Below are 26,158 nucleotides of genomic sequence, written 5' to 3' on the forward strand. Positions count from 1 at the left end.
ACAGGAGTCCCATGTCGAACGACGCTCCCGAGACCCAGCAGCAGCTGGAGTCCTTCGGCTACAAGCAAGAGCTCAAGCGCTCCATGTCCACCCTCGACCTCGTCGTGTACGGCCTCGTCTTCATGGTGCCCATCGCGCCGTGGGCGATCTTCGGCGTCGTCTACAACGCCGCCTCCGGGATGGTGCCGCTGGTCTACCTGGTCGGCGTGGTCGCGATGATCTTCACCGCCCTCGCCTACGCCCAGATGTCCAAGGCCTTCCCGATCGCCGGGTCGGTGTTCTCCTATGTCGGTCGCGGCATCCATCCCACGGTCGGCTTCTTCGCCGGGTGGGCGATCCTGCTCGACTACCTGCTCGTCCCGACTCTGCTGTATGTCTTCGCGGCGTCGTCGATGGCGGGCATCTTCCCGGACGTGCCGCAGTGGATCTGGGCGGTGGCCTTCGTCATCGTCAACACCGCCATCAACGTCGCCGGCATCGGCTCGATCAAGCTGGCAAACCGCGTCATGCTCGTGGTGCAGCTGGCGTTCATCGTGATCTTCGTCGCGATCGCCATGATCGCGCTCGGCGCCGGCACCGTCCCCGGTGCCGAGTTCACGATGGCTCCGCTGTGGGATGCCGGCAAGGTCGATCCCGCTCTCATCGCCACGGCGCTCTCGATCGCGGTTCTGAGCTTCCTCGGTTTCGACGGCATCTCGACGATGGCCGAGGAGTCCACCGGCACGCGCACCTCGGGGGGCAGGGCGATGATCATCGCGCTGCTCGTCGTCGCCGTCCTCTTCATCGTCCAGACGTGGTTCGCCAGCGCGCTCGCGGCCGGCACCGTGTCGTTCTCGGACGACGACGTGAACAACGCGTTCTTCCTGCTGGTCGCCCAGGCCGCCGGCAGCGGGTGGGCCACCGCCTTCCTCGCCGTCAACGTCATCGCGGTCGGAATCGCCAACGCCGTCGCCGCTCAGGCGGCGACCTCGCGCCTGCTGTACTCGATGAGTCGCGACAGGCGCCTCCCCGCATTCCTGTCGAAGGTGAACGCCCGTCAGGTGCCGCTCGCGGCCATCCTCCTGGTCAGCGGCATCTCGCTGGTGCTCGTGCTGTTCTTCGTCGGACAGATCGCGGTCATCTCGTCATTGGTGAACTTCGGCGCCCTGCTCGGTTTCCTCCTGCTGCACGTCTCGGTGGCGGTGTACTACCTCGGCAAGAAGCGATCGAAGAACTATCTGCTGCACCTGGTGGTGCCTGCGATCGGATTCGTCATCATCGGCTATGTGCTGCTCAACGCCGACGTCGCGGCGAAGATCGGCGGCATCGTCTGGCTCGTGATCGGCGGGGTGGTCTATCTGTTCTTCGCCCGCAAGTACGGCGTGAGCCCCGCGCCCGCTCCCGAGCACGCGGCCTCGGTGGCGGGCGAAGGCGGCGCGGAGGTCGATGCACGGTGAGGATCGACCACCGCCTCGGCAAAGAGCACGGCCGCGCGGGCCACGACGCCCGAGTCCCCCCGGTCCTGCGCATCGCGCCGGGCACCGGTGAGACCATCGCGTTCCAGACGGATGACGCGGTCTATCGCGAGCTCCACACGCACGGCAGCCTGGCGGCCCTGTCGGCCCCGATGAACCCTGTCACAGGGCCCGTGTACGTCGAGGGTGCACGGCCGGGCGACGCGCTGGCGGTGACGATCCACCAGATCCGGCTGACCGACACCGGGTGGGCGATGAGCCTGCCCGGTGTCGGGGCGCTCCGCGACCGGATGCCGGACCAGGTCGTCACCCGCCGCATCCCGATCGATGCGGCCGGTGTGCATCTCACGGAGTCGCTCGCGGTGCCGGCTCGCCCCATGGTCGGCTGCATCGGGACCGCGCCGGCGTCGGGCACCGCCTCGACCGTCATGCCCGCACACGCGATCGGCGGCAACATGGACGTCCCCGACATCGCTCCCGGGGCCACCGTGCTGCTGCCGGTCGAGGTCGAGGGCGCCCTGCTCGCGATCGGCGACGTGCACGCGATCATGGCTCGGGGCGAGTCCTCGTTCGTCGCGATCGAGGCCGAGGGCACCGTCGTCGTGAGCGTCGACGTGGTGTCGTCGCTGCGGCTGCGTGCGCCACGGATCCGAACGGCCGAGGAGTGGATCTTCGTCGGCCTCGGCGCCACCGTTCAGGAGAGCGTGCAGCGAGGGTACGAGGACGCGTTCGACGCGTTCGTCGCGAGCGGATGGGAGACCATGGACGCGTACACGGTCATGAGCGCGCTCGCCCATTCCGAGCTCGGCGGCCCGACCGGCGCGTGCGAGCCCGACCCATTGCATCCGTTCGATGCCGTGGGAGCGGTCACTCTGCACCGCGTCCCTCGCGACCTGCTGTGGGATGGGGCCACCGCGGACATCCCCTGAGCACGCGGCAGCGGTGCGCGAGGGGCCGGAGCCGTCCGACGGGAACGCGCCCGATCGTCCCGGTGGACGGCGCGCAGACCCCTGCGCGATCGGAGCCGATGAGGAGCGTGCGGCCCGAGGTGAGCGCCCGGTGACGCCCTGCACGATCTCTAGCGTGCCGAGCGGAGACTGCGCGCCCGCCATCGACCGTCACTGCGGTCGACGACGATGGGGTGCTCGAAAGCCCGGCTGACGAGCTCCGTGGTGAGCGTGTCAGCGACCGGACCGGCGGCGACGACGGAGCCGTGGGCGAGCAGGAGCGCGTGGCTCGCGGCTTCGGGGATCTCCTCGAGGTGGTGGGTCACGAGGACGGACGCGAGATCAGGACGGCTCGCGGCGAGGTGGTCGAAGGTCTCGAGCAGCTGTTCCCGGGCTGCGACATCCAGGCCGGTCGACGGCTCGTCGAGCAGCAGCAGCGCGGGCTCGCCCATGAGCGCGCGGGCGATCAGCGCGCGCCCCCGTTCCCCCTGCGACAGCGTCGGCCACGTGCACTCGGCCTTGTCGCCGAGGCCGAGGAGCTCGATCAGCTCCGCGGCGCGGCACCGAGCGACCTCATCCGGCTCCCACCGCATCATGAGCTCGGTCGTGCCGGTGATGCCGGTCAGCACGACCTCGGTGATGGTGAGCGGAGAATCGAGCGGATGCCGGGGGTTCACGTGGCCGATACGTCGGCGAAGCGCCAACAGCTCGACCCGGCCGATCCGCTGCCCGAGCAGGTCGACCGTGCCGCTGGTCGGAAAGGTCTGCGCGCCCACGAACCGGAGGATCGTGCTCTTCCCCGCCCCGTTCGGGCCGATCAGCACCCAGTGCTCGCCGGGCAGGATCCGCAGCGACACGCGGTCGAGGATGTTGCGGTCGCCCCGGCGGAAGGTCACGTCCTCGAGCACGACGACGGGATCGGCGCTCACGCGAATCCCGCCTTCAGCGCGGCCAGGTGTGCGCGGCTCGCCCGCGTCGCGTCCTCCGGCCGACGATCGAGGATCGCCGCCACGATCGCCGCGTGGGCGTCGTGGTCGGCGTCCTCATCGGCGACGGGGCGGATGCGGAGCATGTCGACCATCGCGCGACGGACCCGCGGGACGAACCCGTCGAACAGCTCGGTGAGGACCTCGTTGTGCGCGGCGACGACGATCGTCCGGTGCAGCACCATGTCGGCGTCCACGTGCTCCTCCACGCTCTGGCCCGGCGCCGTGCGGGTCTGGAGCGCCCGCCGGATCGCGCGCAGGTCGGCGGGGGTGCGACGCTCCGCGGCGAGCCCGGCCGCCTCGACCTCGATGGCGGTGCGCGCCTCGATCACCGTCACGATGTCCGCACGGCGGAGCACATGGTCCCAGTCCTCGGGGACATCGAGGGCCGTCACATAGACACCCGAGCCCTGCCGCGAGTCGAGGATGCCGCGGCCCGCGAGCTGGCGGATCGCCTCCCGCACGGTCGAACGCCCCACGCCGAGCTGCGGCGCGAGCGTCGTCTCACCGGGAAGCTTCGACCCGAGCGTCCACTCCCCCGCCCGGATGCGGTCGAGCAGCACCTCGGCCGCCTGATCGGCGAGCGGCACACGTCTGAGCTGAGTCATCGACGTCTCCTCTACTTGTCTGCGGACTTATGTTACAGTTCGTACGTGTCCACCCTCGCACTCCTCCTTCTTCGCCGCCACGGCGGGGCATAGCCGGACCGGCTCCCCGTCGTGGAGCCCAACGCTGCGCCGGTCACCTCCCGTACCGCACTGAAGGAACCGACGACATGGACACGACCACCCCCGCCTGGAACCGGCAGCGCCCCTCCGGCATGCCCTCGCACCGCTACGCCGACGTCTACTCACGCGTGGACATCCCCCTCACCGACGCCGAGCGACGGTGGCCGACCCGCCGGATCAGCCAGGCGCCGCTGTGGGTCCCGGTCGATCTGCGCGACGGCAATCAGGCTCTCGCCGAGCCCATGGACCCCGCCCGCAAGCGCCGGTTCTTCGAGCTCATGGTACGGATGGGGTACACCGAGATCGAAGTCGGCTACCCGTCCGCTTCCCAGACCGACTACGACTTCGTCCGGCTCATCGCGGCCGGCGGCCTCGCCCCCGACGACGTCACGATCGTCGTGTTCACCCCGGCACGTCGAGACCTGATCGAACGGACCGTTGAGTCGATCCGCGGCATCCCCAACGACGTCGTCATCCACCTGTACACGGCCACCGCGCCGACCTGGCGCGACACCGTGCTGGGCAAGGACCGCACAGAGCTGCGCGAGCTGATCCTGGCGGGCGGGCGGGACGTGTGGGAGCTGGCGGGCGACCTGCCGAACGTCCGGTTCGAGTTCTCGCCCGAGGTCTTCACCCTGACCGAGCCCGACTACGCCCTCGAGATCTGCGACGCGATGACCGAGCTGTGGGAGGCGCGCCCCGACCGTCCCGTCATCCTCAACCTGCCCGCCACGGTCGAGGTCGCCACGCCGAACGTCTACGCCGACCAGATCGAGTACATGCACACCCGACTCGCTCGCCGGGATGCGGTCATCCTCTCCGTGCACCCGCACAACGACCGCGGCACGGGTGTCGCGTGTGCCGAGCTGGCGGTCCTGGCCGGCGCCCAGCGCGTGGAGGGCTGCATCTTCGGGAACGGCGAGCGTACCGGCAACGTCGACCTCGCGACGCTCGCCCTGAACCTGCACGCGCAGGGCGTGGACCCGATGATCGACTTCTCGGACATCGACGCCATCCGCCGCACGGTCGAGCACTGCAACCGCATCGAGATCCACCCTCGCCACCCCTACGTGGGAGATCTCGTGCACACCGCGTTCAGCGGCACCCACCAGGACGCCATCAAGAAGGGCTTCGCCGAACATCGGGCGCGCGCCGCCGCCACAGGTCGGCCCGAGCGGGAGATCGACTGGCGTGTCCCCTATCTCCCGATCGACCCCGCCGACATCGGGCGCACCTACGACGCCGTCATCCGCGTCAACTCGCAGTCCGGGAAGGGCGGCATCGCGTACCTGCTCGGCGCCGAGTACGGCATCGAGCTGCCCCGGCGCCTGCAGATCGACCTCTCCCGCCGCGTGCAGCACCACACCGATGCGACCGGCGACGAGGTCACCGCTGACGAGATCTGGGCGATCTTCACCGCCGGCTATCTGACCGAGTCCGCCGACGGCGCTGTCCGCCTAGCGGCGCTGCGTGTCGACGAGGCTGCCGCCCTCACGGAGGTCACGGTCGTCGTCGACGGCGTTGAACACCACCGCGCGCACGAGGGAACGGGGCCGGTCGACGCGATCGTCCGCACGCTCGCCGAGGTCGGAATCGAACTGGAGATCCTGTCACTGCATCAGAGTTCGATGCGTTCCGGGGCGGATGCCGATGCCCTCACCCTCGTCGAGTACCGCTCCTCCGACGGCCCTGCATGGACCGCCGGACGCGACGGCTCGACGCTGAGCGCGACCGTCGACGCGGTCGTACGCGCCGCGAACGCCGTGGCCGCCGCGCAGCCCTCGGCGCAGCGGGTCTCCGCCGCCATCACGACGGCGCCGCGGCGAGGAGCCGATCGATCTCGGCGGTGAGCGTCTCGCGCGGGAGATGGTGCCCGCCCCGCACGACGGCGGCGATCGCGGCGAGATTGTCGACGTGCTGCAGCGGATCGGCATCGAGCAGGACCAGATCGGCGTCCATCCCCTCGGCGACGGCGCCCATGCGATCGGCGCGCCCGAGGAACTCCGCAGGAAGCGTCGTGGCCGCCCGCAAGATGTCGAGCGGCGCGATCCCTGCCGCTGCGAGCTCGCGGAACTCGGACTGCAGATCCTGCCCCGGATTGCCTCCGGGACCGTCGGTCCCCGACAGGAGGGGGACGCCGGCATCGTGCATCCGCTTCACCATCATCAGGGTCATCTCGTAGTACTGGTGATAGGTCTCCCGCGTCGAGGCGGGCAACGCCATGAACCTCTCGCGCGCCTCGAGGAAGTCCGCACGTGCCCGCGGAGACATCATCCTCATCCACGGATGGTCCGCGTAGGCGGGATCGTCGACGCGATACTCGGTGCGCAGCCGTACCAGGGTCGGCGTCTGCCACGTGCGGTTCGTCGCGAACACCTCCACCAGCCGGTCCGCGGCATCCTCGTCGAACGAGTCCAACGCGCGCTGCAGGATCGTCACGAGCTCCGCCGAGTTGGACAGAGCCGGATTGATCAAGGTCTTCGCGATGGCCTTCGCCGCCAGCTCACTGGAGAAGATCTTCTGGGCGAAGGGCACATACCCGAGCCAGTTCGGGAAAGGTCCCGAGGTGTCCTCCTCGCGGCGCAGCACGACCCGCTCTGCAGAGGTCTCGATCCAGAGGTTGCTGCTCGTGCCGAGGTGCTCCAGGGAGTCGAAGCCGGCTTCCGACGCCTCTCGCGGGCTCACCGAGGGCGGCAGATGCCCCGCCACCCGCAGGCCGTTGCGGTGCGCCCAGTCCACCGCCTCGAAGAACACCTCGCGCTCGACCTGGATCAGCTTGATGAAGTCGGCACCGAGCTCGCGTTGACGGCTGATCTCCTTCCGGGCGCGGCGGGCATCGGGCGCGTTGAAGGGCATCAGGAGCGCGCCCGGAAGGGCGAGCAGCCCGGGGGCGCCGTCCCCGAGGCCCAGCCGGTTCTCGGCGCGACGACGCAGCATCGTCTTCGAGCCCGCCATCTGGCGCATGCCGGTCGTCCCCTCCGCGAGCATCGTGGCGAGGAACAGGCTCGACCGCTTCTCCTGCAGCACGTGCGTATGCATGTTGATGTACCCGGGCACGATGTAGCGACCGCGCCCGTCGATCACGCGCACGCCCGCGACGGCGGACGTCTCGGCCGTCGGGATCACCTGCGCGATCCGGCCCTCGCGCATCAGCACGGACGTGCCGGGCCGGATGCTGCCGTCCCGGGGATCGATCACGGTCACCTCGTCGATCCGCAGGGGCGGGGCCGGCGTCATCGTGGATCGGGGCGGCTCTGCCATGGACCTCCCCTTCCTCGTCGGGGCTACGCTATCTGAATACAACCCATCTGGGAAGTATTCAGTTCCACGCCGTCGGCATCCGGGTCCGCGGGTAGGCTCGGGCGGGCATGAGGAGGCGATGTGTCCGGGGCACGATCGGCGGGCTACCTGCGGGGACGGCGGACGCGGGAGGCGATCCTGGACGCGGCTTTCTCGCACTTCGCGGCCCACGGCTACCACGGCGCCTCCTTGCGGGACATGGCGGCCGAGTCCGGGGTGTCGCATCCCGGTCTCCGGCACCATTTCGCCACCAAGGACGAGCTGCTCCTCGCAGTGCTGCAGCGCCGCGAGGAGCGCAGCCGCGCGCGCGTCTCCGCCCAGCTCGAGCGCGGCGAGTCCCCGCGCGAACGCATCCTGGGCGTGGCGGCGTTCAACACCGCCGAGCCCGGCCTCATCCAGCTCTTCGCCCGCCTCTCGGTCGAGGCAGCCGATCCGGCCCACCCCGCCCACGAGTACTTCCGGGCCCGGTACGAACGCACCCGGCGCATCGTCGCGTCCTGGCTGGAGGAGGACGGCGTGGCGCGGAGCCGCGCCGACAGCGTCGCGACCACCCTGCTCGCGACACAGGACGGGCTGCAGGTCCAGTGGCTGCTCACACCGGGGAGCATCGACATCCGCGGGCGACTGAGCGAGGTCTACGACGTCCTGGTGGAGCACGCGCGGAGCTCGGCCGACTGACGCACCGAGGACCGGCCGCCGATCACGCGCCCCCGGGATCCTCCGCGCTCAGCTCCCGACCGAAGCAGACGGAGTTGTCCGAACCCGCATAGGAGCCGAAGAGCGGGATCGGGCCGTACCCCTCCCGCTGATAGAAGCGGATCGCGTCGGGCTGAGCGGTGCCGGTCTCGAGGACGAGGCGGCGCGCGCCGAGGCGGCGCGCCTCGCTCTCGAGCGCACGGAGCACCGCCGCCGCCACACCGCTCCCGCGCGCGGACGGCACGGTGTACATGCGCTTGATCTCGACCACGCCGGCACCGAGCACCGCGTCCGGAAGCGGACGCAGCCCGCCGCAGGCGATCGCGGAGCCGTCCGCATCTCTCGCGACGAGGAACACCGGGACCTCGGCGGCCGACGGTGGGACACCCGGCTCGTGATCGCTCGTGCCGTAGCGCGCATCGAGCTCCTTCCGCTGCGCACGCCGAAGCGAGTCCGCATCCGGGTCGTCGAACGGGGTAGGGGTGATGGTCCAGCGCATGTCGATCCGTAACGCTACCCGTCGTCCCGCCGCGAGCTCGCCGAGGCGCGTCGAACTCCCGTCGATACGCGTCAGGAGAACGTCTTCAGGTTCTTCTCGATCGCGTCGAACGCTCCGAGCGCGTCGGAGCACGAACCGAGGAGGACGTCGGAGGTGCCGACCTCGTGCCCGGCGGCGACGGCGGGCAGATCCTGGTAGCTCTTCAGCGCGAACAGCTCGTCGATGTTGCTCGCCGGCGTGCCGTCGTTGTTCGTGTAATAGATCAGTGCGTCGGCGTCGGCCAGCAGATCGGTCATCTCGCACGAGACCGACTGGTTCTGACCGGCCGCCATGCCGGCGGTGGCGGCGGCGGACCTCGCACCGAGCTGAGTCAGGATCGCCCCGACCGGCAAGAGCGGGCGGACGAGTCGCCGACCGGGGCGAAGGCCGTCCGAGATCTCCCGCGCCGACGGCGCTCGTTTCCTTGCCGTGAAGCCTGCGCCATCCTGGCTGCGACGCAGGACCTGTTGGCGGATCACGGCTACGCCGGCACCACCATCGAGGCGGCGGCCCGCCGCGCACGATGCGGCAAGTCGGCGATACACCGCAGACGGACGACCAACGCCGACCTGGTCGTCGCGGCAGTGTCCGCCGTCCAACGGCGTATCGATCCCCCCGACACCGGCGACCTCCGCGAAGACCTCCTCACCGTGTCCCTGCACCTCTCCGAGACGGGCGACCGGGCAAGCCTGCTCCTCGCCCGCGTGCTCAGCGAGATCGCACACGACCGCGAACTGCAGGAGGCCGCCAAGGAGACCATGGGCGGGCCGCGCCGCCGCCAACGCGGCGCGCCGGTCCCCGGTCAGCGCCCGAGACGGCGAGGCGGCGGCGACCTCGGCTGCCTTCCGGACCCGGGCGTCCTCGGCCCGGCGACCTCAGTGGTCCCGGTCCTCGATCCGTCGTCTCACTCCGTCGATGACGAGATCGACCTTCTCGATCCACCAGGTGCTCGGGACGCCGGGTTCACCCATGGCGTCGCGGAGGGCGTCGACGTACTCCGACGCCACGGCACCGCGCCCCGTGACGGGTCCTGCCGCCTCGATCGCGGCGAGCGTACGCTCGCGAAGGGTGCGCTCGCCGTCCACCCGACGGTCGAGCGCAGCCACGGTCAGATAGGAGTCGGCGGTCATGTCCCCGATCGTGTCGACGACGAGCGCGGCCTCCCTGACCGGGATCCCGAGCCGCCGATGGAGATACTCGACCACGCGATAGGCCTGGGATGCGAGGCTCTCCGGTGCGGACATCGCACCGCGAAGACGCTGGGCGAGCCCCGGCGTCGACGAGAACATCGTCCACATGGTGTGCGCGCACTCCCGCAGGTACTGCGCCCAGTCATCGCCCGGCTCCGGCCAGACCGCACGGTCGACGGCGACCTCGACCGCCGCGTCGAGCATCTCCTCACGGTTCGCGATGTACCGGTAGAGCGTGGACTGGTCGACGCCGAGCCGATGGGCCACCGCCGAGGTCGTGGCCCGATCGAGCCCGAGCTCCAGCACGGCGTCCAGAATCGCCGTGCGAGAGGTGAGCGGCGGTCGTCCGCGACGAGGTGAGGTCGACATCCGATTCATCGTACGTCGCAGCCGCGGGACGGACGGCGCCATCCAACGATTAAGCCAAGGCTACAGGTTCGAAAACGCGAGCGGTGACGCCTGTCTACCGACGACCCGAACGAGGAGTTCACGTATGCCCCACCGCAAGAAGTTGTCCGCGGACGTCCTGGTGGTGGGTGCTGGGCCCTCCGGGCTCTCTCTTGCCACAGAGTTGGAGCTCCGTGGCATTTCTGTCGTGCTCGTGGACCGTGAGCATCGTGCGACCCCCGAATCCCGGGCCTTGGGTCTGACGATCGGCACCCTGGAGTATCTGCTCTCCCGAGGCCAGATCGGCAGGTTTGGAGAGCTTCGAGGGCGCGACCAGGTGCACTTCGCCGGATTCCCACTCTCAACGGCCGCGATCCCATCTGATCTCTCGCCCGCGATCGAGGTCCCTCAGTTCCGCACCGAGGAGATCCTGACAGCGTGGTTGGAGGAAGCCGGCGGTTCGATCACTCGAGGCCAGGAGCTCATCGACTTTTCACAGAACGATGACGGCGTAGTGAGCCTGCTGGCCGACGACGATGAGGTTCGGACGGAAGTGAAGTCGAAGTTCATCGTGGGGTGCGACGGTTCAAAGAGCACCGTCCGTTCGATCGCAGGCCTCGATTTCGAGATCTCGAAGCCCTCCGTACAAATGCTGCTTGGCGACTTCCTCGACAGCGACCTCTCCGACAACCCGTTCGGCAAGAGGAACGAGCGCGGCATGGTCATGTCGGGACCGATCGGTAACGGCGCGGTACGAGTCATCGTCGCGGAGTTCGGTGCTCCTCTTCTTGAACGTGGACAGACGCTCGAAGGAGAAGAGATCGCGGACGCCTACGAACGCGTGCTCGGTGAGAGGTTCACCTGGAAGGCCCTTCACTGGGGCAGCTCCTTCACCGACTCGTCGGGTCTGGCCGAGTCGCTTGTTGACCGACGCGCGATCCTCATCGGCGACGCCGCACACATTCACCTTCCTGCGGGAGGTCAGGGGATGAACGTGTCCATCCTGGATGCGGCGGGGCTTGGCTGGCGGCTCGCCCAGGCCGTTCGTCATGACTCGCCAGATCTCCTAAGTACGTTCGATGACGAGAGGTCGGCTGCGGCGCGCGCTCTCATCACGAACACGCAGGCTCAAGGGCAGCTCTTCCTGCGTGGCGCCGAAGTGGACTCGCTACGAGGGGTGTTCGCGACACTGCTCGATGAGCCTCGCAGTGCCGCGAAACTCGCGCGGGCGGTGAGCAGCATCGACGTCAAGTATGCCTTCGATTACGCGGAGGACGACGACGCGATTGGGTGGCAGGCGCTGTCGGGGAGCTTCCCCGCTGTGACGCGCGAGGAGAAAGCCTCCGGTCTGCAGAGGAACGGCGAATGGTTGTTCGTCTCGACCGATAGGCCCGATCCGGAGCAGAGCGCTCTGCTGACGGGTGCCGATGTCCGTTGTCTTGAGACGAGCGCCATCCTGCTCGAGACGGGACGAGGGCAACAGGATCGCCTCGCGGTCCTGTTGCGTCCCGACGGTGTCGTCGCATGGACCGATCGTACAAACGCTTCGATCGATGCGGTCCTTCGCCATTGGGCCATCGGAATCGATCACGACTAAGAAAGGAATCGCTCCATGCCGCTTCACACGTCTCTCATCGTCGCAAAACTGAACACGGATCGGCTCGACGAAATCGGAAACCTGTTCACCGAGTTCGACCGATCACACATGCCAGAACGAATGGGCACCGTGCGGCGGCAACTCTTCACTTTCCACGACCTCTACTTTCACCTGCAGGATTTCGAGACCGAAGACGGCACTGATCGCATCGAATCCGCAAAGACGGACCCGGCTTTCGTGCAGATCAGCAAGGATCTTCGCCAGTACTTCGAGCCCTATGACCCGAACTGGCAGAGCCCGAAGGACGCGATCGCGAACCGCTTTTACCACTGGGAGCGTTCTCGTGGGTGACCGGCTTGACGCGATCGTCACAGGCGTAGGCATCGTCGCACCTGGAGGGGCCACCCGGGAGAGCTTCTGGGAAAACACGCGCCGCGGCCAGCCTGCGACAAGGACAACCACGCTCTGCGATCCTTCTCCGTTCCGGTCAAAGATCGCTGGTGAGGTGGACTTCGACCCGATCGCCGGCGGACTCTCTTCAGAAGAGGCTGAGTTTCTCGATCGTGCTGCACAACTCCTCGTTACCGCGGCCGCCGAAGCGGTTGCGGACTCGAGCGGAGCTCTAGACGATGTGCGTCCTGAGCGAATCGGCGTCTACATCGGGTCAGCGGTGGGAGCAACGATGTCGATGGAGGAGATATACCGGCTCACGTCACGAGACGGTGAACTGATTGAGGTCGACGAGATCTTGGATCGTGACCTCTACCAGTACTTTGTCCCCAGCTCGTTCGTGGCGGAGATCGCCCGCCGGTTCGGGGCTCGTGGACCGGGAGAACTGATCTCGAACGGTTGCACCTCGGGTATCGACGCGCTTGCTCAAGCGATGGAGGCAGTGCGTCGAGGCGATGTCGACGTAGCGATCGCAGGAGCGACGGAAGCCCCGATCGCACCGATCACCTTCGCGTGTTTCGACTCCATCATGGCTACCTCCAATCTCAACGACACCCCCGAGTCGGCATCTCGGCCCTACGACGCCACGCGCGCGGGCTTCGTGCTGGCAGAAGGCGCCGCCGTGATGATCGTCGAAAGCCGTGAGCACGCAGAGCGTAGGACCGCGAGTACATACGCCACCATCTCCGGCTACGGTGCTCGAGCGAATGCCTTTCACATGACGGGCCTGAAGAACGACGGCACCGAGCTCGCGGAGGCTATCTCTGCCTCGCTCGCCTACGCCGGCATCGAACCTGATCAGATTGACTACGTCAACGCGCACGGCTCGGGTACCACCCAAAACGACATTCACGAGACAGAGGCGATAAAGAAGGCGCTGGGGGCGCGGGCCTACGACGTACCAGTCAGCTCACTGAAGTCAATGACGGGGCATTCTATGGGCTCAATCGGTGCGATCGAAGTGGCGGTATGTGTCCTCGCCATCCGGGACAGCTTTATCCCGCCGACCGCGAACCTCAATGAGATCGACCCTGTTCTCGACCTCGACTACGTGCCGAACGAGGGCCGCTCGGAGAAGGTCGATCGTGTGGTGTCGATTGCGAGCGGGTTCGGCGGGTTTCAGAGCGCACTCGTGATCGAAAGGGCTGAATATGCCGAGTGAATCGCACGCTTGGATCTCCGGAGTGGGCGTGGCAAGTCCTCATGGCAGCACCGTCACGAAACTGTGGCGGAGCGCGCTACGCGGTGACGTCACCATCAACGAGGTCAGTGCATTCGACGCATCGTCTTACCGTGCCTCGCTGGGGGGTGAGGTATCAGACTTTTCTCTCGAGGACGTGCCAGGGATGCTCCGTCCCCGTACCGACCGCTCCACCCAGCTGGCGCTCGTCGCTGCCCAGCGTGCCCTTGAGAGCGCGGCCGATGACTATCACCAAACGGACCCGTATCGCCGTTCCATCGTGACGGCAAACTCAGCCGGCGGGTATGCGTTCGGCGAGAAAGAGCTACGCCATCTCTACCAGAGGGGCCCTTCGTACGTAAGCACCGCCCAGTCTTACGCCTGGTTCTACGCGGTAAATACTGGGCAGCTTTCCATTCGATACGGCTTCAAGGGGAGGTGCTCGACGCTCGTCGCTGATTCGGCCGGCGGACTCGATGCGATCTGGGAGGGCGCGCGTCTGCTGCGTCAAGGCCAGGAAATCGTCCTCGCGGGAGCAATCGAGAGCTTCTTCTCGCCATTGGCGTGGGTATCCATGGAAAGTACGGGTCGGGTAAGTGAGCGGCGCAATCCCTCAGAGTCGTATCTTCCCTTCGACGAACGCGCAGGAGGATTCGTTCCAGCTGAAGGTGGCGCCTATCTCCTCCTAAGTCCAAATCGACCTGATGAGAAGGTCGGCAAAGCGCTTCGCATCAGCGGTCACGGTAAGACGATGACGGTTGACGAGCTAGGTTCGCAGGCGCTTGCTAGAGCGATCCGACTCGCGCTGGAAAGTGCGGAGCTGACGCCGCAAGACATCGATATCGTCTTCGCCGACGGAGCCGGAGTGAAGTCCGAAGACGATCAGGAGGCAGCGGCGATCACTGAGGTCTTTGGAGAACAGGGCGTCCCCGTAACCGCGCCGAAGACTGGCTTCGGTCGCGCCGGCTCGGGAGTGGGCGCTCTCGATTCCGTACTCGCGGCGCTCACATTGCGGTCCAAGACGATCCCTCCGACACCCGGGGTGTCCATCAAGAACGGAACAGGACTCGATCTCGTTACGGCTCGCAGGAAGCTACCATCTGCGCGTCATGCGCTTGTATTGGCGCGCGGAGTGCCGATATTCAATTCCGCGCTAGTCATCAGCGCGGAATAACCCGACATAACCCACCACAAGCAGGGAGAAGGAAGCAATGAGTACGAACATCGACATCAAGGACGTCTGGACCGCGCTGGTCGAAGGTTCGGGCACAGACGACGCGGACGCCCTCCTCACCGCACTCGAGACAAGGTCCTTCGACGAACTCGGGTACGACTCGCTGGCCGTCCTCGAGACGGGGCTGCGGCTGCGCCGCGACAGTGGTGCCGATGTCCCCGACACGCAGATCGCCAACGCCCAGACGGCCCAGGAGCTGATCAACCTGATCAACTCTCACCTCCCGGCGAAAACCGCCGAAGGGGCACAGCAGCAATGAGCATTCCCAACACGAGAGCGAAGGAAGAGCCCGCAAGAACTGCGGTCGTCACCGGCGGGACGAGCGGGATAGGACTGTCGATCGTTGAGCGACTGGCCACCTTGGGATACCGAATCTACTTCTGCGCACGATCGGCGGATGCTGTTCGTGACGTCCAGGAACGATTCCGAAAGGAGGGCGTCTCGATCGAAGGAACCACCGTCGACGTGTCCAACTCTTCAGAAGTGGACTCCTGGATCACATCGATCTCTGAACGAGAAACCATCATCGACGCTGTCATCAACAACGCCGGAACCAACGGTGGAGGTGAGCTGGGCAACATTAGCGATCAGGATTGGAACCGTATCCTGTCGACAAACCTCAACTCTGTCTTCTTTGTCACACGGGCCCTGTCCCGTGCGGATCTCATCCCCGACTTCGGGCGCATCGTCAACATCGCTTCCACTGCCGGCAAACAGGGGATCGCATATGCGACGCCATACTCGGCGTCAAAGCACGCGGTGATCGGCTTTACCAAGTCGCTCGCCAAAGAACTCGCTCCGCGTGGCGTCACCGTCAATGCGGTATGCCCCGGATATGTGGAAACCCCCATGGCTCAACGCGTTCGAGAGGGGTATGCCGAGCACTACAAGAAGACCGAGGCGGAGATCCTCGACACATTCTCGGCCAAGATCCCGCTGGGACGTTACAGCACGCCCGAGGAGGTCGCTGGTCTCGTGCTCTACCTACTGACTCGAGATGCGGCGTCGATCACTGGCCAAGCTCTGAACGTCTGCGGCGGCCTGGGCAACTACTGAACGGACAAACTCGAATGATCGAACGAGAAACCGCCCACGAGATTCGTGTCGAGGCCCGCGCTGAGCGTATCTACGACTTCCTCTCGGACGTAACTCGGTGGGCTGACATCTTTCCGCCGACCATATACGCCGAGCGAGTGGAATCGTCCGAGCGTCAGGAACTCATCCAGATCTGGGCGACGGCAAACGGCACCGTACGCACCTGGCGATCCCGCCGTACCTTCGAACCGGAGAAGCTGCGAATCACGTTTGCTCAGACGCAGTCCGCTGCGCCGGTGATCGAGATGTCGGGAACGTGGGAAATTCTCGCTGAGGGAGAAGGCACCTCAATTGTGAAACTCGGGCATGCCTTCACCGCGCACACGAAAGACGACGCCGACTTCATCGATGCAGCCGTAGACACGAACAGTCAAAAAGAGCTGGAATCTCTCCGAGAGTTCTTCGCGGTTCCGGAGGCTGAGTATCTACATGGACGTGTCGAGGAAGCGCTGCCGGTGTCAGCGTCGGCAGATGACGCGTTCGAGTTCCTTCTTCGAGCCGATCGATGGGCTGAGCGGATTCCGCATGTCGTCGATGCGACCCTGACGCGGTTCGACACCGGTGGGGAGCTACTCCGGCTCGTCACGCAGGCGAAGGATGGATCCACCCACGAGACCGCTTCGTATCGTGTGGTCTTGTCTGATTCGTCGATCGTGTACAAGCAGATAGAAACCCCTGGAGCGCTAGTCAGCCATCGTGGAGAGTGGCACGTCTTCGCGGAAGACGGCCAGACGTTCGTGAAGAGCGTGCATGAGTACGCGGTAACCCGGGCGACTGTGACGAATCTCCTCGGCCCGGAGGCCTCACTCGCCAAGGCCATCGAAATCGCCGGCACGAACCTTATGCACAACAGCACGCAGACGATCAAACTGATCGGCTCTACAACCGCGAAGGTCGCTGAGTGACGCAGACTCAAGCGCATGTCGACACTGAGGTGAGCGTGATCGGAGCGGGACCAGTCGGCTCCTTGCTCTCCGGGATACTCGCCCTCAACGACATCGACGTGTGCATCTTCGACGAGAGTGTCGACGTCCTCGAAGGTCCGCGTGCTATGGCTGTGAACGCCCGCGCGGCGCAGATCTTCGATGTTCTCGATCTCAAGGATGGTCTCCTTACGGCGTCGCCGTCCGCTTTCGGCCACTACGGGCGCCAGAAGGTGGATCTCGGTTGCGTTGACACTCCGTGGCCCGGAATGTGGCCGATTCTTCAACAGGCCCTTAACCAAGCGCTGATCGATTGGGCCCTCGAGGCGGGTGCACAACTCGTGCGCGGCACACGCTACCTGTCGTCGCGCATGCGCCCTGACGGCATGGTCCACGCTGCCTTCAGCGGCAGCCTCATCAAGTCAAGCAGCTCCCGCATCTTGGTCGGGTGCGACGGTGAAGACAGCGCGGTGCGCTTGTGGACGGGAATGGGGCAGACAGCGGTCGCCGGTGAGCGACGGTTCGTCACCGCGAATGTGCGTGCTGCAGACATGCCGACCTACAGGTTCGAGCCGTTTGCCGACGGGGCTGTGGTCAGCTCAGGACAGATCGAAGATCAGCTGCACCGGATCATGATGCATGTTCCCGCTGCGGCACCCGCTATAACTACTGCGCGCGACGTGGAGATTGCATGGGCCCAGACGACGGGGGCACCGCTCCAAGGGAAGGTCCTCTCGTGGGGGTTACAAACGGACCGCAGAGTTGTGTCGGATTCGTTCCGTGACGGCGAGGTCGTCCTCGCCGGCGACGCGGCTCACAGTCAGCTTCCCGTGGGTGGGTGCTCGCTCAATTACGGGATAGAGGACGCCTTCAACCTCGCCTGGAGGATCAAGCACACCATCGACACAGGCACGTCGCGATTGCTCGATGACTATGCTGCCGAACGCAAATTCGCAGCGCGGCGACTCCACGAACTGGTGAACACACAGGTGCAGGAGCTCTACGAGACTTATCTAATCGATCGTGGCTCGGCCGGTACGTCGTCGGCCACGGGAGTACAAGACCCAGCCGCGTTCCTCTCAGGTACTGACATCGACTATTCGTCGTGCGGGACGAATACCGAGAAACTGCTGTCGCCTGCCAGAGTCTCTCTTACTCACTCGCAGCTACTCGGACTTAAGGACGCGCAAAGGTCACTCCAGTACAGCCGCATCGGCTCAATTGATGGATCCTTCCGGGCTTCTCCGTCACTGCAGAAGCTGCGCAACATCGAGCAGCGTTCCGAACTCCATGGTCCGACTTCGGATCAGGACTTCCTTCTCGTGCGACCCGACGGGTACGTGCTGACCAATGCTTAGACACAGTCTAAAAAAAGGGAGGTGAATATGACGACGCACATCGCCATCGCCCCAGGCCATGCATCATCGATGAATGATGTAATGCGGCGACTTGAGCACTATATCAGTATCCCTAATCAGCGAAATTCCATCACGGCCCTCTCGCGCGATGCTGGCTTTGACCTGAAACGCGCTCTGGCCGCATACGGAAAGGCAGAGCCTCTAGCGAATCGCTTCGCACAGCCTCTTCAGTTCCTTCTCGGCTATGCCGCTTGGACGTCGGTCAATGACCACCACAGGATTGTCGACGGCGTCGCTGGCCACAGCCTCGGCGAGTTTCTGGCCATCGCGATCGCCGGATCGGTGAGTTGGCCCGACAGCCTTCGGTTAGTTTCGCGCTGTGGCATGGTTATGGACGCCGTGCACCGGATCAGGCCGGGCGCGATGAGCGCCCTGCTCGGTTTCAACGTGACTGAGACATCGCAGCTGTGCGCAGACGCCCTTGGCGCTGTCCCGGGTGCGCTGGGGATCGCCAATGTCAACCTGGCCGATCAAATCGTCGTCAGTGGCGATCTCCGGTGCGTGGAGGAACTGGAACGACGCGCCCAGACCAGGGAGGGGAAGCGGGTCGTTCGTCTCGGTATCGCTGGGGCGGCACACTCGTCGATCTATGCCGGTCACGATCCGATGCACGCCACCTTACGGAGAATATCGATCGCGCATCCGAGGGTCCCACTGTATCTCTCCACACGCTCAGGACGCATTTCAGGCGCGGACGATGTCCGGCTGGCCCTCGCGGAAATCCTTACTCATCGCGTGGATTGGGTTCGAACTCTCGGATCCATCGCGGCTGAGCATTCCGACTTCTCACTGGAACTGATCTTCCCAGATCGAGGGATGACGAGCATTCTCAGACGCGCCGGTTATTCGAACCGAGCAGTCTGAGCAGCAACATACGAACGATAATTATTTGAAGGAGAGAAGCGTTGAGCGCCTCGGTACGACGTCCTATTGCATTCCTCTCTGGGGGTCAAGGTTCGCAATTTGTCGGGATGGGTATTGCGCAATTCGAGAATGACGTCGTGTTCCGGAGCACCGTGAAGGCTCTGCTTGCAGGACCACGGTTGGCTTCGATCCTCGATGCCTGGCTGGAGGGTTCGCAAGAGGCATTCACGCGGTCTGCCTACACGCAGCCGTTGCTGGTCGCGCTTGGCATCGCATCGGCGCGGTCCCTCGCATCCCGCGGGCTCTATCCGAGCGCCCTACTCGGGCACAGTGCAGGAGAGTTCTCGCTCGCTGTCTTTGCCGGCTTGATTGATGACGAGGCTACACGGGTTGTGCTTGCACGTCGATCCGAAATTCTGGATGAGGGCCCGAGTGGGTCGATGCGGGCCGTACGAAGTGACTCTGAAACAATTACCTCGCTGCTTCGAGAACACGGTCTTCGGGCATGGATAGCAGCAGAGAACTCCCCCACACAGTGCCTTGTCTCCGCGGAACTCGGCGTTCTAGAAAAACTTGCAGAAATAGCGCAAGCGCGATCGATCCTTACAGTTCCCGCGATGTCCGACATGCCGTTCCACTCGCCGCTTGTGAAGGAGAAGGCACTCCAGCTCGAAGAGTCACTAAGCACGGCCCGTCTATCCAGCCTGCGAGTCCCGATGGTCTCAGGTTCGACCGGGAGTTGGGTTTCTGACGCGCAGAGTGAACAGGCCAATTTCTGGGCCGAGCAACTGTGGCGGCCTGTGAAGTTCTGGTCGGCCCTGGACATGCTGCTCAACGACGACTGGATCATCGTCGATCTTGGTCCGGGCACAGGCCTCTCGGCGATCGCCGCGAGCCATCCGAAGGTGAGATCAGGGCAGTCCGAGGTCGTCTCACTTATGCCCACCAAAGGCGCCAACTCTTTCACTGACTGGGTCGAGAAGATCCAGTATGTCCAGAAGAATAGCCTGTAATGGGAATTCGCGACACCTCGGACTCGATGGAACGTTCAGCAGAACGCGCTTTGAAGACCGTCAAGAAATTCGTACTATATACACTCCCCAGTTGCCGTCAAGTTGCGCGCGACTTCAACCTGAAGTCTACCGATCTTCAGATTCTGCATCTCATTCATCTGAGAAGCTCACCCACAACGGCAGCCACGCTATGCTCCATGTCAGGCTTGCCCTCCAGCACCATGACTAGAATCCTCGATCGTCTTGAGGAACGCGGCTTCATCGTCCGCCTCGCGGCCTTGGAAGACCGGCGGCTTCGACTGATTTCGACAGTGCCCGAGCGTGTGGAATCAATCATCGCGCAATTCGCCCCGGCTAAGAACAAGATCGAAGAAGAACTCTCCCGCTGCTCGGAAGGAGAGCTCGATCGGCTCCGCGAATTTCTCGAAGGCGTTACTACGGTTCAGTTTCTACTGATGAATTATCGAGCGACGAGATCACAGCCAAAGGAGAGAATTCGATGAGAACTACCGAAGTGGTAATCGTCGGGGCCGGACCAAGCGGACTGATGCTAGCCCTCGATCTGATTAAGCAAGGCGTCAGATGCATGATCCTCGAGAAGCGAAACTCGATCGAATCTAATCTAACTCGTGCATTCTCAGTGCATGCACGTACGCTCGAGATCCTCCACACGCGTGGACTCGCCGACGCTATACGATCCAAAGGTCGACCAGTTAGCTCTATCCCTCTGCTGTGGGGCATGCATGTGCGCTTCGATCGCGTCGGGTCAATTTTTCCGGAGATGCTCGTCATTCCACAATTTGAGATCGAGAGAGTTCTACTCGAGCAGTTTCTAGCGCTTGGAGGTTCAATCACGTACAGCGCGGAGTTCCTCGGCATGGAACAGGCGACCGATTCGATATCGGTGCGCTTTCGGCATCGGGACCAAGAGGAGAGCATTCAGGCCGAGTATCTGGTCGGTGCAGACGGCCATCATAGCGGCGTGCGCCACACCCTGGGTATTGACTTTGTCGGCTCGTGCGTCTTACCGTCGGTCATCATCGCTGACGCCCGGCTATCGCGCCCCTCGTCCGAGCCCCTGTCGCTTGTCGCCAACGCAAAAGGTTTCGTCTTCATCGCGCCGTTCGGAGACGGCTACCACCGGGTGCTTGGTTGGGACGCCAGCCTAACGCCACATGACGATGACTCCCAGGACTTCGATCGGCTTGCCCTGATGGTCGCCAACATCCTCGGAGAAGACATTGGTATCAACGATCCGCGATGGATATCGCGCTTCAGTAGCCACGAGCGCGTCGCAACGACATACCGACGTGGCAATGCCTTCCTCATCGGGGACGCCGCACATGTCCACTCGCCCGCAGGCGGACTGGGGATGAACCTTGGCCTCCAAGATGCCGTCAACCTCGGCTGGAAAGTCGGCGCCGTTCTGCGCCGGGGGGCTCCGGTGGCGCTTCTCGACTCCTACGAGCGAGAGATGCGGCCACTGGGTCACCGAGCCGTCAAAGACTCTGGGCAGCTTATCCGCGAAGCGACAAGACGCAGTGGTATTTCGGCGTCCATTAAGGACACGCTGCTGGCCGGTGCGGCAAGGATCAGACCCTTGAAGGACCTGATAGAACGCGGGCTAGGACGATCGATTTCGGGAACGAACTCGGCAATGCTCTCTCGCTCGCTTCGACGATTCGCTCTCGACCGTCACGCAGGGACCTTCGCAAGTGAACTCATGAGCAACCGGGAGGTCCTTGAGGGCCTTCGCAAGTACAAGCACGTCCTGGTGGTGCCAGGCGGCTACTCCGTCCCCGGTAATCCGGAGTTGCACGAGCGTTCCGTCAGAGTCGAGATCGATCACGGATTCCGAGGTGATCATCCTCGTCTTCTTCGACCCGACGGATATATCGATGACTGGAGGCTTTGACGCGGTGCGCCCACCTCAGACATGGGTGTCTTCCACCGGGCTCCTGGCAGTGTCGTGGAGTAACGACGCAGTACATGATCTTGATGGCTCCCCCGCCACCAACCACGCAATCACCACGACGATGTCGTCTCATCGCGCTGCCGAGTTCGCCATCGGCCGGGTCTGTGCACGCACGGCAATCCAGACGCTAGGGGGCCGCCACGAGAACCTCGAGCGTCTGCCCGACGGATCCGTCGCGTGGCCAAATGGCTGGACCGGGAGCATTACTCATACGCGACGAGTGGTCATCGCCTGCGTAGCGAGAACCACACTGCTGCACGGCATCGGCGTGGACCTCGAACCGAACCTTCCGCTTCCGGAAGCATCCTCCCTTGCGCTGGCGAAGGACTGCTTCGTCGGACCAGCCGCAGAACTGCAGGCTGAGGGATCGCGCGTGGGATTTTCGGCACGCGAAGCCGCATTCAAAGCACTGAGCTCCATCCAGCGTTTGGTGCCTATCCTCTCTATGACAGTCACAGTAATGATGGAGACGCAAGACGGTGGCCAATTCGTCGTCTCCATACCAGGGGCCTCGGTCGACCACGTCGAAGGAAGATGGTGGCTTGTCGCCGAGAGCTTCCTTTTGACGGCTGCTATCGTGCGCGAACGAGATGTCAGCCCCTACTCGTCGTCGGACGAGGGAGCTCCCGGGTCCAGCCTGTAGAAGGAGCTCACCGCCTCAAGGTATCGAGCAACTGCATCGAGCTCTTCCACGGAGAAGGTTGAGCTGAGCTCGTCGAACTTGTCGGTCGTTGGGCCGTAGAAGTGATGCAGGGGAGCGATGTTCTCCTCGACCAGTTCCAGGACAGTCCGACGCCGATCGGTTGGATCAGATGTCCGCCGGACGTAACCAGCAGATTCAAGCCGATCGATGAGCTTTGTCACAGTGCTCGTTGGCATCGCCGTAACATCGCTGATCTGACGGGGCGTCCGCACGTCCGAACGCATGACTAAGAGATGTAGAGTCTGAAGATCTGTCACGAGCAGACCGTACTTGCGAGCAACACGTTCGTTGCCCAATATGGCTGTCACTAGCTGTTCTTGTAGTGCAACGCGAACTCTTACAACTTGATCTCTCGTCATGTGTCGCCACACTCCCTAATCACCCTCGACGGGACAATCCACATGGTGTATTATCCCGATCTTACCAGGCCGCGTCGCAGCAGCTTGCGAGGCGCGTCTCCCCAGGGCCAGATGATGGTGGCGATGATGCCCTGGGCAGCTCGCCAGGGGTGGGTCGGCTCCACGTCGTCGAAGTGGACCAGATCAGCTCGCGCGACACGACGTACAAGGGCGCAGGAAGCGAGCGGGACCAGCAACAGCCCCAGCAGAAGGCCGATCGGGATCCCGAGAAGAATCTGCGAACCTGCGCCCCAAGCAGCCTGGATAGGCAAACCCATGCCGGCGAAGCCGAGGTTGTGAAGGACGAAGACCAGATACGCGGTAACGGCAACGAGTGCCACCCGATTGAGCTGGGAAGTCGAGCGAACGCGAGCAGTGGAGAGTACCGCTAGCGCACCGATGGTTGTCGAGAACGCCGCAAAGGACAGCTGGATCGCGATACCCGGAAGGATGCTCTCGCCGTGAGTCACGACCCCGCCAAGCAACAGCCCTTCAGAAAGCACGAAGCACACGACCCTCGTACGTAGATATGTCGTCGAGTTCGAGGGCCAGAACGCTAGAGCGAGACACCCGATCACTCCAGTGATCCACGCCCCAGGTGTCGCCCCTTCGAGCGTTTGCGATGTTGTGACAGTGCCGACCGTCCAGGCAACGCCGAGGAGCGCGGCAGGATGGAGGAGGACGAAGAAGATCGCCGACAGCCCAAGTGTCCTCGGTACGACCTGTCCGCCAGCCAGCCCCCGGTCGCGACGGCGAATCATGTTCGCCCCGTCGACGCGGCCGAACGTTTAGTTGGCAACATAGACATGTTTCCTCCCGAGGTCGCCGCGCTCAGCGATGTCGATCAGCGCAGCGGCCATATCGGTCGCCGTGATAGCCCAGCCACGCGCCAGTGGGCCGTCAGCACTCAGTCGGTAGTCGCCTTTGCCCTCCTTTGGCCGGATGCGCGGGGCACGAATCGCCGTCCACTGCACATCGCTCTCCCACAGAACGACATCCATACGACGCATGTCGTCGTACGTCGCGCCTATGAAGTGCTGCAGCAGAGGAAGGACGACCCAAAGCTTAAACAGACCTTGATGTGCCCAATGCTCAGCTACCTCTGAAGAGATCACCACAAGCCTCGTTACACCATGAGCCCGCATGCCTTCGATCAGATTCTTGGTGCCTGCGGAGTAGAGCTTCGTGGGGGACTTCGAAGCACCTATACCAACAGTGCTAATGACTGCATCCACGCCGGCTACAAGAGGCTCGACGTCACGCGCGTTTAGGATGTCGACCGCAACCTTGGTGAGGGCTGGATGGTCCATCGTTAGCGTCGTCGTCTTGCGGGCAATCGCCACCACATCGTGCCCTCGATCAAGCGCCTGTTGCACAACTTGCTGACCCACGGAGCCCGTTGCTCCCGGTACCAAAATACGCATCGTTTCCTCCTCCGCAGCGTCCGCACGACCGGTTTAGTCCCGCACTCGGATATTCCACCTTCGGGACTAAGATTAGCATGCGACTCCAGTCCCGTGGAGGACTGGCCAGTCCCTGTCAAGATCGTGGTGTGGAATATCGCGGGGTGGGTGCAGCGATCGGTGTCGCTTCCATTGGCGTGGCACTTCGAGATCGCACGTTTGATCACGCGTTGCCGGGTCGGGGTGCGGCGGCGCGAAGCAGGTCACGGATCACGACGGTGCCAGTTTGGCCGTCGAGGTCGATTCCCCCCTGCGCGGGTTCGATCTGAACCGGATCTGGTGCGGCATCGTCGCCCTGGCCACCGACCTGTCAGCGTGGGCCACACTCCGCGCCCACCCGCAGCACGAGGCGTGCCAGCGGGAGCTCAAGCACCTCCGGCACCGGGCTCTTCGCGTTCCCTGCAGCCCTCGCCCGACACGGCCGACGCGCGATCCTGTACCTCTCCCACCGACCTCGATGGGCAGGGACCATGTTCGCCGCGATCGACAGATCAACCCGCCTCGGCGGACCGACGAAAAAACAAGGCTAGCTCGACAGACAAGCATCCTCAGTTCCCGACAAGAACCTAGTGACGAGGCTGATCGGATCACGGCCGGTCAGCTACCTCGCTGCGATGTCGATGACGAGCTTGCCACGAACGTGGCCGGTGGCCAGTTCTGTGAACGCCTCGCGTACCGCCGCGATCTCGAAGGGATACGCGCGCGCTATCGCCGTCTTGACGGCACCGCTCGCTACCAGGGCAGCGACTTCCTCGAGATCGCCGGGCTGCGCGTGCCGTGAGCCCGTGAACCGGGCACCGCGGAGGATCGCTTTCGGGGAGGGCACGAGGGTTCCGATGGTGGAGCCGCGGAGCCCGAGCGAGAAACCGAGCTTGACATACTCTCCGCCGTAGCAGTCGAGTATCTTCGTGACGGGGCCGGGGGCCGCTGCGAGGACTCGATCCTTCACGCCTGCGCCGTGGGCCACGGGGATGACCCCGAGTGAGCGCAGGAAGTCGGCGTTGCTTTCGCCTGCGATGCCGATGACCGTAGCGCCGCGGTGAGTCGCGAGTTGCACGGCAAGCGACCCGACACCGCCCGCCGCAGCACTGATTACGACGACGTCGCCACTCCGGACATCGATTTCGCGGAGGGCCCCACAGGCCGTCTGAGCGCTGACGCCGAGCGTCGCGGCGCTCTCGATGCTGAGAGACTCGGGCTTGTGGACAACGTCATCGACGGGGGCAATCAGGCTCTCTGCGAGTGAGCCGCGCTTGGTCTTTGCACCTGGGGCACCTCGCAAGGTGCCGAGGACCACGTCGCCGACGGCGAAGTCGTTGACCTGGCTTCCGACTGCGTCGATGGTCCCTACGAAGTCGTGCCCGACTCGTTTGGGGAATTTCGGCGAGAACCACTCTGCGGGCTTGGAGAGTGCGGCGACGAAGCCGACCACTCGCACAGGCGGAGCGCCGTGAAAGACCTTCTCATCCATCGGGTTGAGTCCGGCTGCCTCGACCCTGATCCGCACCTCGCCGAGTCCGGGCTCTTCGGCGGTTGTGTCGACCATCTCCAGCACCTCAGTACCGCCGAACCGGCGGTACTGGATTACTCTGCTCATCGCATCTCCTCATCATCCGGTC

Annotated in this window: 26 protein-coding genes and 1 pseudogene; 18 read left to right on the forward strand and 9 right to left on the reverse strand. The window is 64.4% G+C overall.

The features are described from left to right. Window positions 1-11 precede the first annotated feature (11 nt). Together QE381_RS05445 and QE381_RS05450 are read left to right on the forward strand one after the other, a co-directional pair. Window positions 12-1,436: an APC family permease gene (locus QE381_RS05445; RefSeq protein WP_307216171.1), complete on the forward strand. Its 1,425-nt coding sequence runs from the start codon at window positions 12-14 to the stop codon at window positions 1,434-1,436. Then, on the forward strand, window positions 1,433-2,383 hold the full coding sequence (locus QE381_RS05450) for an acetamidase/formamidase family protein (protein ID WP_307216172.1): 951 nt from the start codon (window positions 1,433-1,435) through the stop codon (window positions 2,381-2,383). Before QE381_RS05445 ends, QE381_RS05450 begins: the two co-directional genes overlap by 4 nt. Before the next feature lie 149 nt (window positions 2,384-2,532). On the opposite strand, the gene QE381_RS05455 is transcribed toward QE381_RS05450, so the two are convergent. Further along, entirely contained in the window at window positions 2,533-3,330 is a 798-nt protein-coding gene (locus tag QE381_RS05455; RefSeq protein ID WP_307216174.1) for an ABC transporter ATP-binding protein, read from the reverse strand. Beyond that, a complete protein-coding gene (locus QE381_RS05460) occupies window positions 3,327-3,995 on the reverse strand; it encodes a FadR/GntR family transcriptional regulator (protein ID WP_307216176.1) in 669 nt (222 codons plus the stop codon). The genes QE381_RS05455 and QE381_RS05460 overlap by 4 nt, the downstream gene beginning before the upstream one ends. Window positions 3,996-4,162: 167 nt before the next feature. Between QE381_RS05460 and QE381_RS05465 the strand changes: the two genes are divergently transcribed. Then, window positions 4,163-5,965, forward strand: a complete 1,803-nt coding sequence (locus QE381_RS05465; RefSeq protein ID WP_307216178.1) for a 2-isopropylmalate synthase — start codon at window positions 4,163-4,165, stop codon at window positions 5,963-5,965. Here the strand turns inward: QE381_RS05465 and QE381_RS05470 are convergent. After that, window positions 5,922-7,376 (reverse strand): amidohydrolase family protein, encoded by a 1,455-nt coding sequence (locus QE381_RS05470; RefSeq protein WP_307216179.1) that lies wholly within the window; start codon window positions 7,374-7,376, stop codon window positions 5,922-5,924. The genes QE381_RS05465 and QE381_RS05470 overlap by 44 nt on opposite strands. 120 nt (window positions 7,377-7,496) lie before the next feature. On the opposite strand from QE381_RS05470, the gene QE381_RS05475 reads away from it, so the two are divergent. Continuing rightward, window positions 7,497-8,093 (forward strand): TetR/AcrR family transcriptional regulator, encoded by a 597-nt coding sequence (locus tag QE381_RS05475; protein WP_307216181.1) that lies wholly within the window; start codon window positions 7,497-7,499, stop codon window positions 8,091-8,093. Between the two features lie 22 nt (window positions 8,094-8,115). Here the strand turns inward: QE381_RS05475 and QE381_RS05480 are convergent, their stop codons facing one another. Next, complete coding sequence (locus QE381_RS05480) at window positions 8,116-8,610, reverse strand: GNAT family N-acetyltransferase (protein WP_307216183.1); 495 nt, start codon at window positions 8,608-8,610, stop codon at window positions 8,116-8,118. Window positions 8,611-8,774: 164 nt separating this feature from the next. Here QE381_RS05480 and QE381_RS17805 point away from each other — a divergent pair. Beyond that, a pseudogene (locus QE381_RS17805) lies at window positions 8,775-9,149 on the forward strand (hypothetical protein); the annotation flags it as partial. Window positions 9,150-9,524: 375 nt separating this feature from the next. On the opposite strand, the gene QE381_RS05490 reads toward QE381_RS17805, so the two are convergent. Beyond that, on the reverse strand, window positions 9,525-10,208 hold the full coding sequence (locus QE381_RS05490; RefSeq protein ID WP_307216187.1) for a TetR/AcrR family transcriptional regulator: 684 nt from the start codon (window positions 10,206-10,208) through the stop codon (window positions 9,525-9,527). Between the two features lie 124 nt (window positions 10,209-10,332). Here QE381_RS05490 and QE381_RS05495 point away from each other — a divergent pair, with 124 nt between their 5' ends. Genes QE381_RS05495 through QE381_RS05555 form a run of 13 tightly spaced genes read left to right on the forward strand, consistent with a single transcriptional unit; the run spans window position 10,333 to window position 22,618 of the window. Next, a complete protein-coding gene (locus QE381_RS05495; RefSeq protein WP_307216189.1) occupies window positions 10,333-11,823 on the forward strand; it encodes an FAD-dependent oxidoreductase in 1,491 nt (496 codons plus the stop codon). Window positions 11,824-11,838: 15 nt separating this feature from the next. Beyond that, a complete protein-coding gene (locus QE381_RS05500) occupies window positions 11,839-12,174 on the forward strand; it encodes a TcmI family type II polyketide cyclase (protein ID WP_307216192.1) in 336 nt (111 codons plus the stop codon). Then, window positions 12,167-13,435 (forward strand): beta-ketoacyl synthase, encoded by a 1,269-nt coding sequence (locus QE381_RS05505; protein ID WP_307216194.1) that lies wholly within the window; start codon window positions 12,167-12,169, stop codon window positions 13,433-13,435. The genes QE381_RS05500 and QE381_RS05505 overlap by 8 nt, the downstream gene beginning before the upstream one ends. A gap of 22 nt (window positions 13,436-13,457) precedes the next feature. After that, window positions 13,458-14,627 carry a beta-ketoacyl synthase N-terminal-like domain-containing protein gene (locus QE381_RS05510; protein ID WP_307216196.1) on the forward strand — a complete coding sequence of 390 codons (1,170 nt, stop codon included), beginning with the start codon at window positions 13,458-13,460 and terminating at the stop codon, window positions 14,625-14,627. 37 nt (window positions 14,628-14,664) lie between these two features. Next, window positions 14,665-14,946, forward strand: a complete 282-nt coding sequence (locus tag QE381_RS05515; protein WP_307216198.1) for an acyl carrier protein — start codon at window positions 14,665-14,667, stop codon at window positions 14,944-14,946. Then, complete coding sequence (locus QE381_RS05520; protein ID WP_307216200.1) at window positions 14,943-15,743, forward strand: SDR family NAD(P)-dependent oxidoreductase; 801 nt, start codon at window positions 14,943-14,945, stop codon at window positions 15,741-15,743. Before QE381_RS05515 ends, QE381_RS05520 begins: the two co-directional genes overlap by 4 nt. Window positions 15,744-15,757: 14 nt before the next feature. After that, window positions 15,758-16,687 (forward strand): SRPBCC family protein, encoded by a 930-nt coding sequence (locus QE381_RS05525; protein WP_307216203.1) that lies wholly within the window; start codon window positions 15,758-15,760, stop codon window positions 16,685-16,687. Continuing rightward, on the forward strand, window positions 16,684-18,063 hold the full coding sequence (locus QE381_RS05530; RefSeq protein ID WP_307216204.1) for an NAD(P)/FAD-dependent oxidoreductase: 1,380 nt from the start codon (window positions 16,684-16,686) through the stop codon (window positions 18,061-18,063). The genes QE381_RS05525 and QE381_RS05530 overlap by 4 nt, the downstream gene beginning before the upstream one ends. A 27-nt stretch (window positions 18,064-18,090) precedes the next feature. Further along, window positions 18,091-18,987 carry an ACP S-malonyltransferase gene (locus QE381_RS05535; RefSeq protein WP_307216206.1) on the forward strand — a complete coding sequence of 299 codons (897 nt, stop codon included), beginning with the start codon at window positions 18,091-18,093 and terminating at the stop codon, window positions 18,985-18,987. 41 nt (window positions 18,988-19,028) lie between these two features. Then, the gene (locus tag QE381_RS05540; protein WP_307216208.1) at window positions 19,029-20,000 is read left to right on the forward strand and encodes an acyltransferase domain-containing protein; all 972 of its coding nucleotides are present in this window, start codon (window positions 19,029-19,031) and stop codon (window positions 19,998-20,000) included. After that, entirely contained in the window at window positions 20,000-20,503 is a 504-nt protein-coding gene (locus tag QE381_RS05545; RefSeq protein ID WP_307216210.1) for a MarR family winged helix-turn-helix transcriptional regulator, read from the forward strand. The genes QE381_RS05540 and QE381_RS05545 overlap by 1 nt, the downstream gene beginning before the upstream one ends. Beyond that, window positions 20,500-21,915: an FAD-dependent monooxygenase gene (locus QE381_RS05550; protein WP_307216212.1), complete on the forward strand. Its 1,416-nt coding sequence runs from the start codon at window positions 20,500-20,502 to the stop codon at window positions 21,913-21,915. The genes QE381_RS05545 and QE381_RS05550 overlap by 4 nt, the downstream gene beginning before the upstream one ends. Then, window positions 21,860-22,618 (forward strand): 4'-phosphopantetheinyl transferase, encoded by a 759-nt coding sequence (locus tag QE381_RS05555; protein WP_307216214.1) that lies wholly within the window; start codon window positions 21,860-21,862, stop codon window positions 22,616-22,618. Before QE381_RS05550 ends, QE381_RS05555 begins: the two co-directional genes overlap by 56 nt. Here the strand turns inward: QE381_RS05555 and QE381_RS05560 are convergent. The 4 genes from QE381_RS05560 to QE381_RS05575 form a co-directional block, all read right to left on the reverse strand. After that, window positions 22,576-22,935, reverse strand: a complete 360-nt coding sequence (locus QE381_RS05560; RefSeq protein WP_307216216.1) for a MarR family winged helix-turn-helix transcriptional regulator — start codon at window positions 22,933-22,935, stop codon at window positions 22,576-22,578. The genes QE381_RS05555 and QE381_RS05560 overlap by 43 nt on opposite strands. Window positions 22,936-23,087: 152 nt before the next feature. Further along, the gene (locus QE381_RS05565; protein WP_307216218.1) at window positions 23,088-23,837 is read right to left on the reverse strand and encodes a Bax inhibitor-1/YccA family protein; all 750 of its coding nucleotides are present in this window, start codon (window positions 23,835-23,837) and stop codon (window positions 23,088-23,090) included. A 27-nt stretch (window positions 23,838-23,864) separates the two neighbouring features. After that, complete coding sequence (locus tag QE381_RS05570; RefSeq protein WP_307216220.1) at window positions 23,865-24,500, reverse strand: NAD(P)-dependent oxidoreductase; 636 nt, start codon at window positions 24,498-24,500, stop codon at window positions 23,865-23,867. A gap of 640 nt (window positions 24,501-25,140) precedes the next feature. Then, window positions 25,141-26,136 (reverse strand): NADP-dependent oxidoreductase, encoded by a 996-nt coding sequence (locus QE381_RS05575; RefSeq protein ID WP_307216222.1) that lies wholly within the window; start codon window positions 26,134-26,136, stop codon window positions 25,141-25,143. Between the last annotated feature and the right edge of the window lie 22 nt (window positions 26,137-26,158).

Origin of the sequence: Microbacterium sp. SORGH_AS_0888 (assembly GCF_030818905.1) — a bacterium.
GTDB lineage: Bacteria > Actinomycetota > Actinomycetes > Actinomycetales > Microbacteriaceae > Microbacterium.

Coding starts and splice junctions, on each gene's coding strand:
- QE381_RS05445 (WP_307216171.1), top strand. CDS start 12: ATGTCGAACGACGCTCCCGAGACCCAGCAGCAGCTGGAGTCCTTCGGC.
- QE381_RS05460 (WP_307216176.1), bottom strand. CDS start 3,995: ATGACTCAGCTCAGACGTGTGCCGCTCGCCGATCAGGCGGCCGAGGTG.
- QE381_RS05465 (WP_307216178.1), top strand. CDS start 4,163: ATGGACACGACCACCCCCGCCTGGAACCGGCAGCGCCCCTCCGGCATG.
- QE381_RS05470 (WP_307216179.1), bottom strand. CDS start 7,376: ATGGCAGAGCCGCCCCGATCCACGATGACGCCGGCCCCGCCCCTGCGG.
- QE381_RS05480 (WP_307216183.1), bottom strand. CDS start 8,610: ATGCGCTGGACCATCACCCCTACCCCGTTCGACGACCCGGATGCGGAC.
- QE381_RS05490 (WP_307216187.1), bottom strand. CDS start 10,208: ATGTCGACCTCACCTCGTCGCGGACGACCGCCGCTCACCTCTCGCACG.
- QE381_RS05495 (WP_307216189.1), top strand. CDS start 10,333: ATGCCCCACCGCAAGAAGTTGTCCGCGGACGTCCTGGTGGTGGGTGCT.
- QE381_RS05500 (WP_307216192.1), top strand. CDS start 11,839: ATGCCGCTTCACACGTCTCTCATCGTCGCAAAACTGAACACGGATCGG.
- QE381_RS05515 (WP_307216198.1), top strand. CDS start 14,665: ATGAGTACGAACATCGACATCAAGGACGTCTGGACCGCGCTGGTCGAA.
- QE381_RS05520 (WP_307216200.1), top strand. CDS start 14,943: ATGAGCATTCCCAACACGAGAGCGAAGGAAGAGCCCGCAAGAACTGCG.
- QE381_RS05525 (WP_307216203.1), top strand. CDS start 15,758: ATGATCGAACGAGAAACCGCCCACGAGATTCGTGTCGAGGCCCGCGCT.
- QE381_RS05535 (WP_307216206.1), top strand. CDS start 18,091: ATGACGACGCACATCGCCATCGCCCCAGGCCATGCATCATCGATGAAT.
- QE381_RS05545 (WP_307216210.1), top strand. CDS start 20,000: ATGGGAATTCGCGACACCTCGGACTCGATGGAACGTTCAGCAGAACGC.
- QE381_RS05550 (WP_307216212.1), top strand. CDS start 20,500: ATGAGAACTACCGAAGTGGTAATCGTCGGGGCCGGACCAAGCGGACTG.
- QE381_RS05565 (WP_307216218.1), bottom strand. CDS start 23,837: ATGATTCGCCGTCGCGACCGGGGGCTGGCTGGCGGACAGGTCGTACCG.
- QE381_RS05570 (WP_307216220.1), bottom strand. CDS start 24,500: ATGCGTATTTTGGTACCGGGAGCAACGGGCTCCGTGGGTCAGCAAGTT.
- QE381_RS05575 (WP_307216222.1), bottom strand. CDS start 26,136: ATGAGCAGAGTAATCCAGTACCGCCGGTTCGGCGGTACTGAGGTGCTG.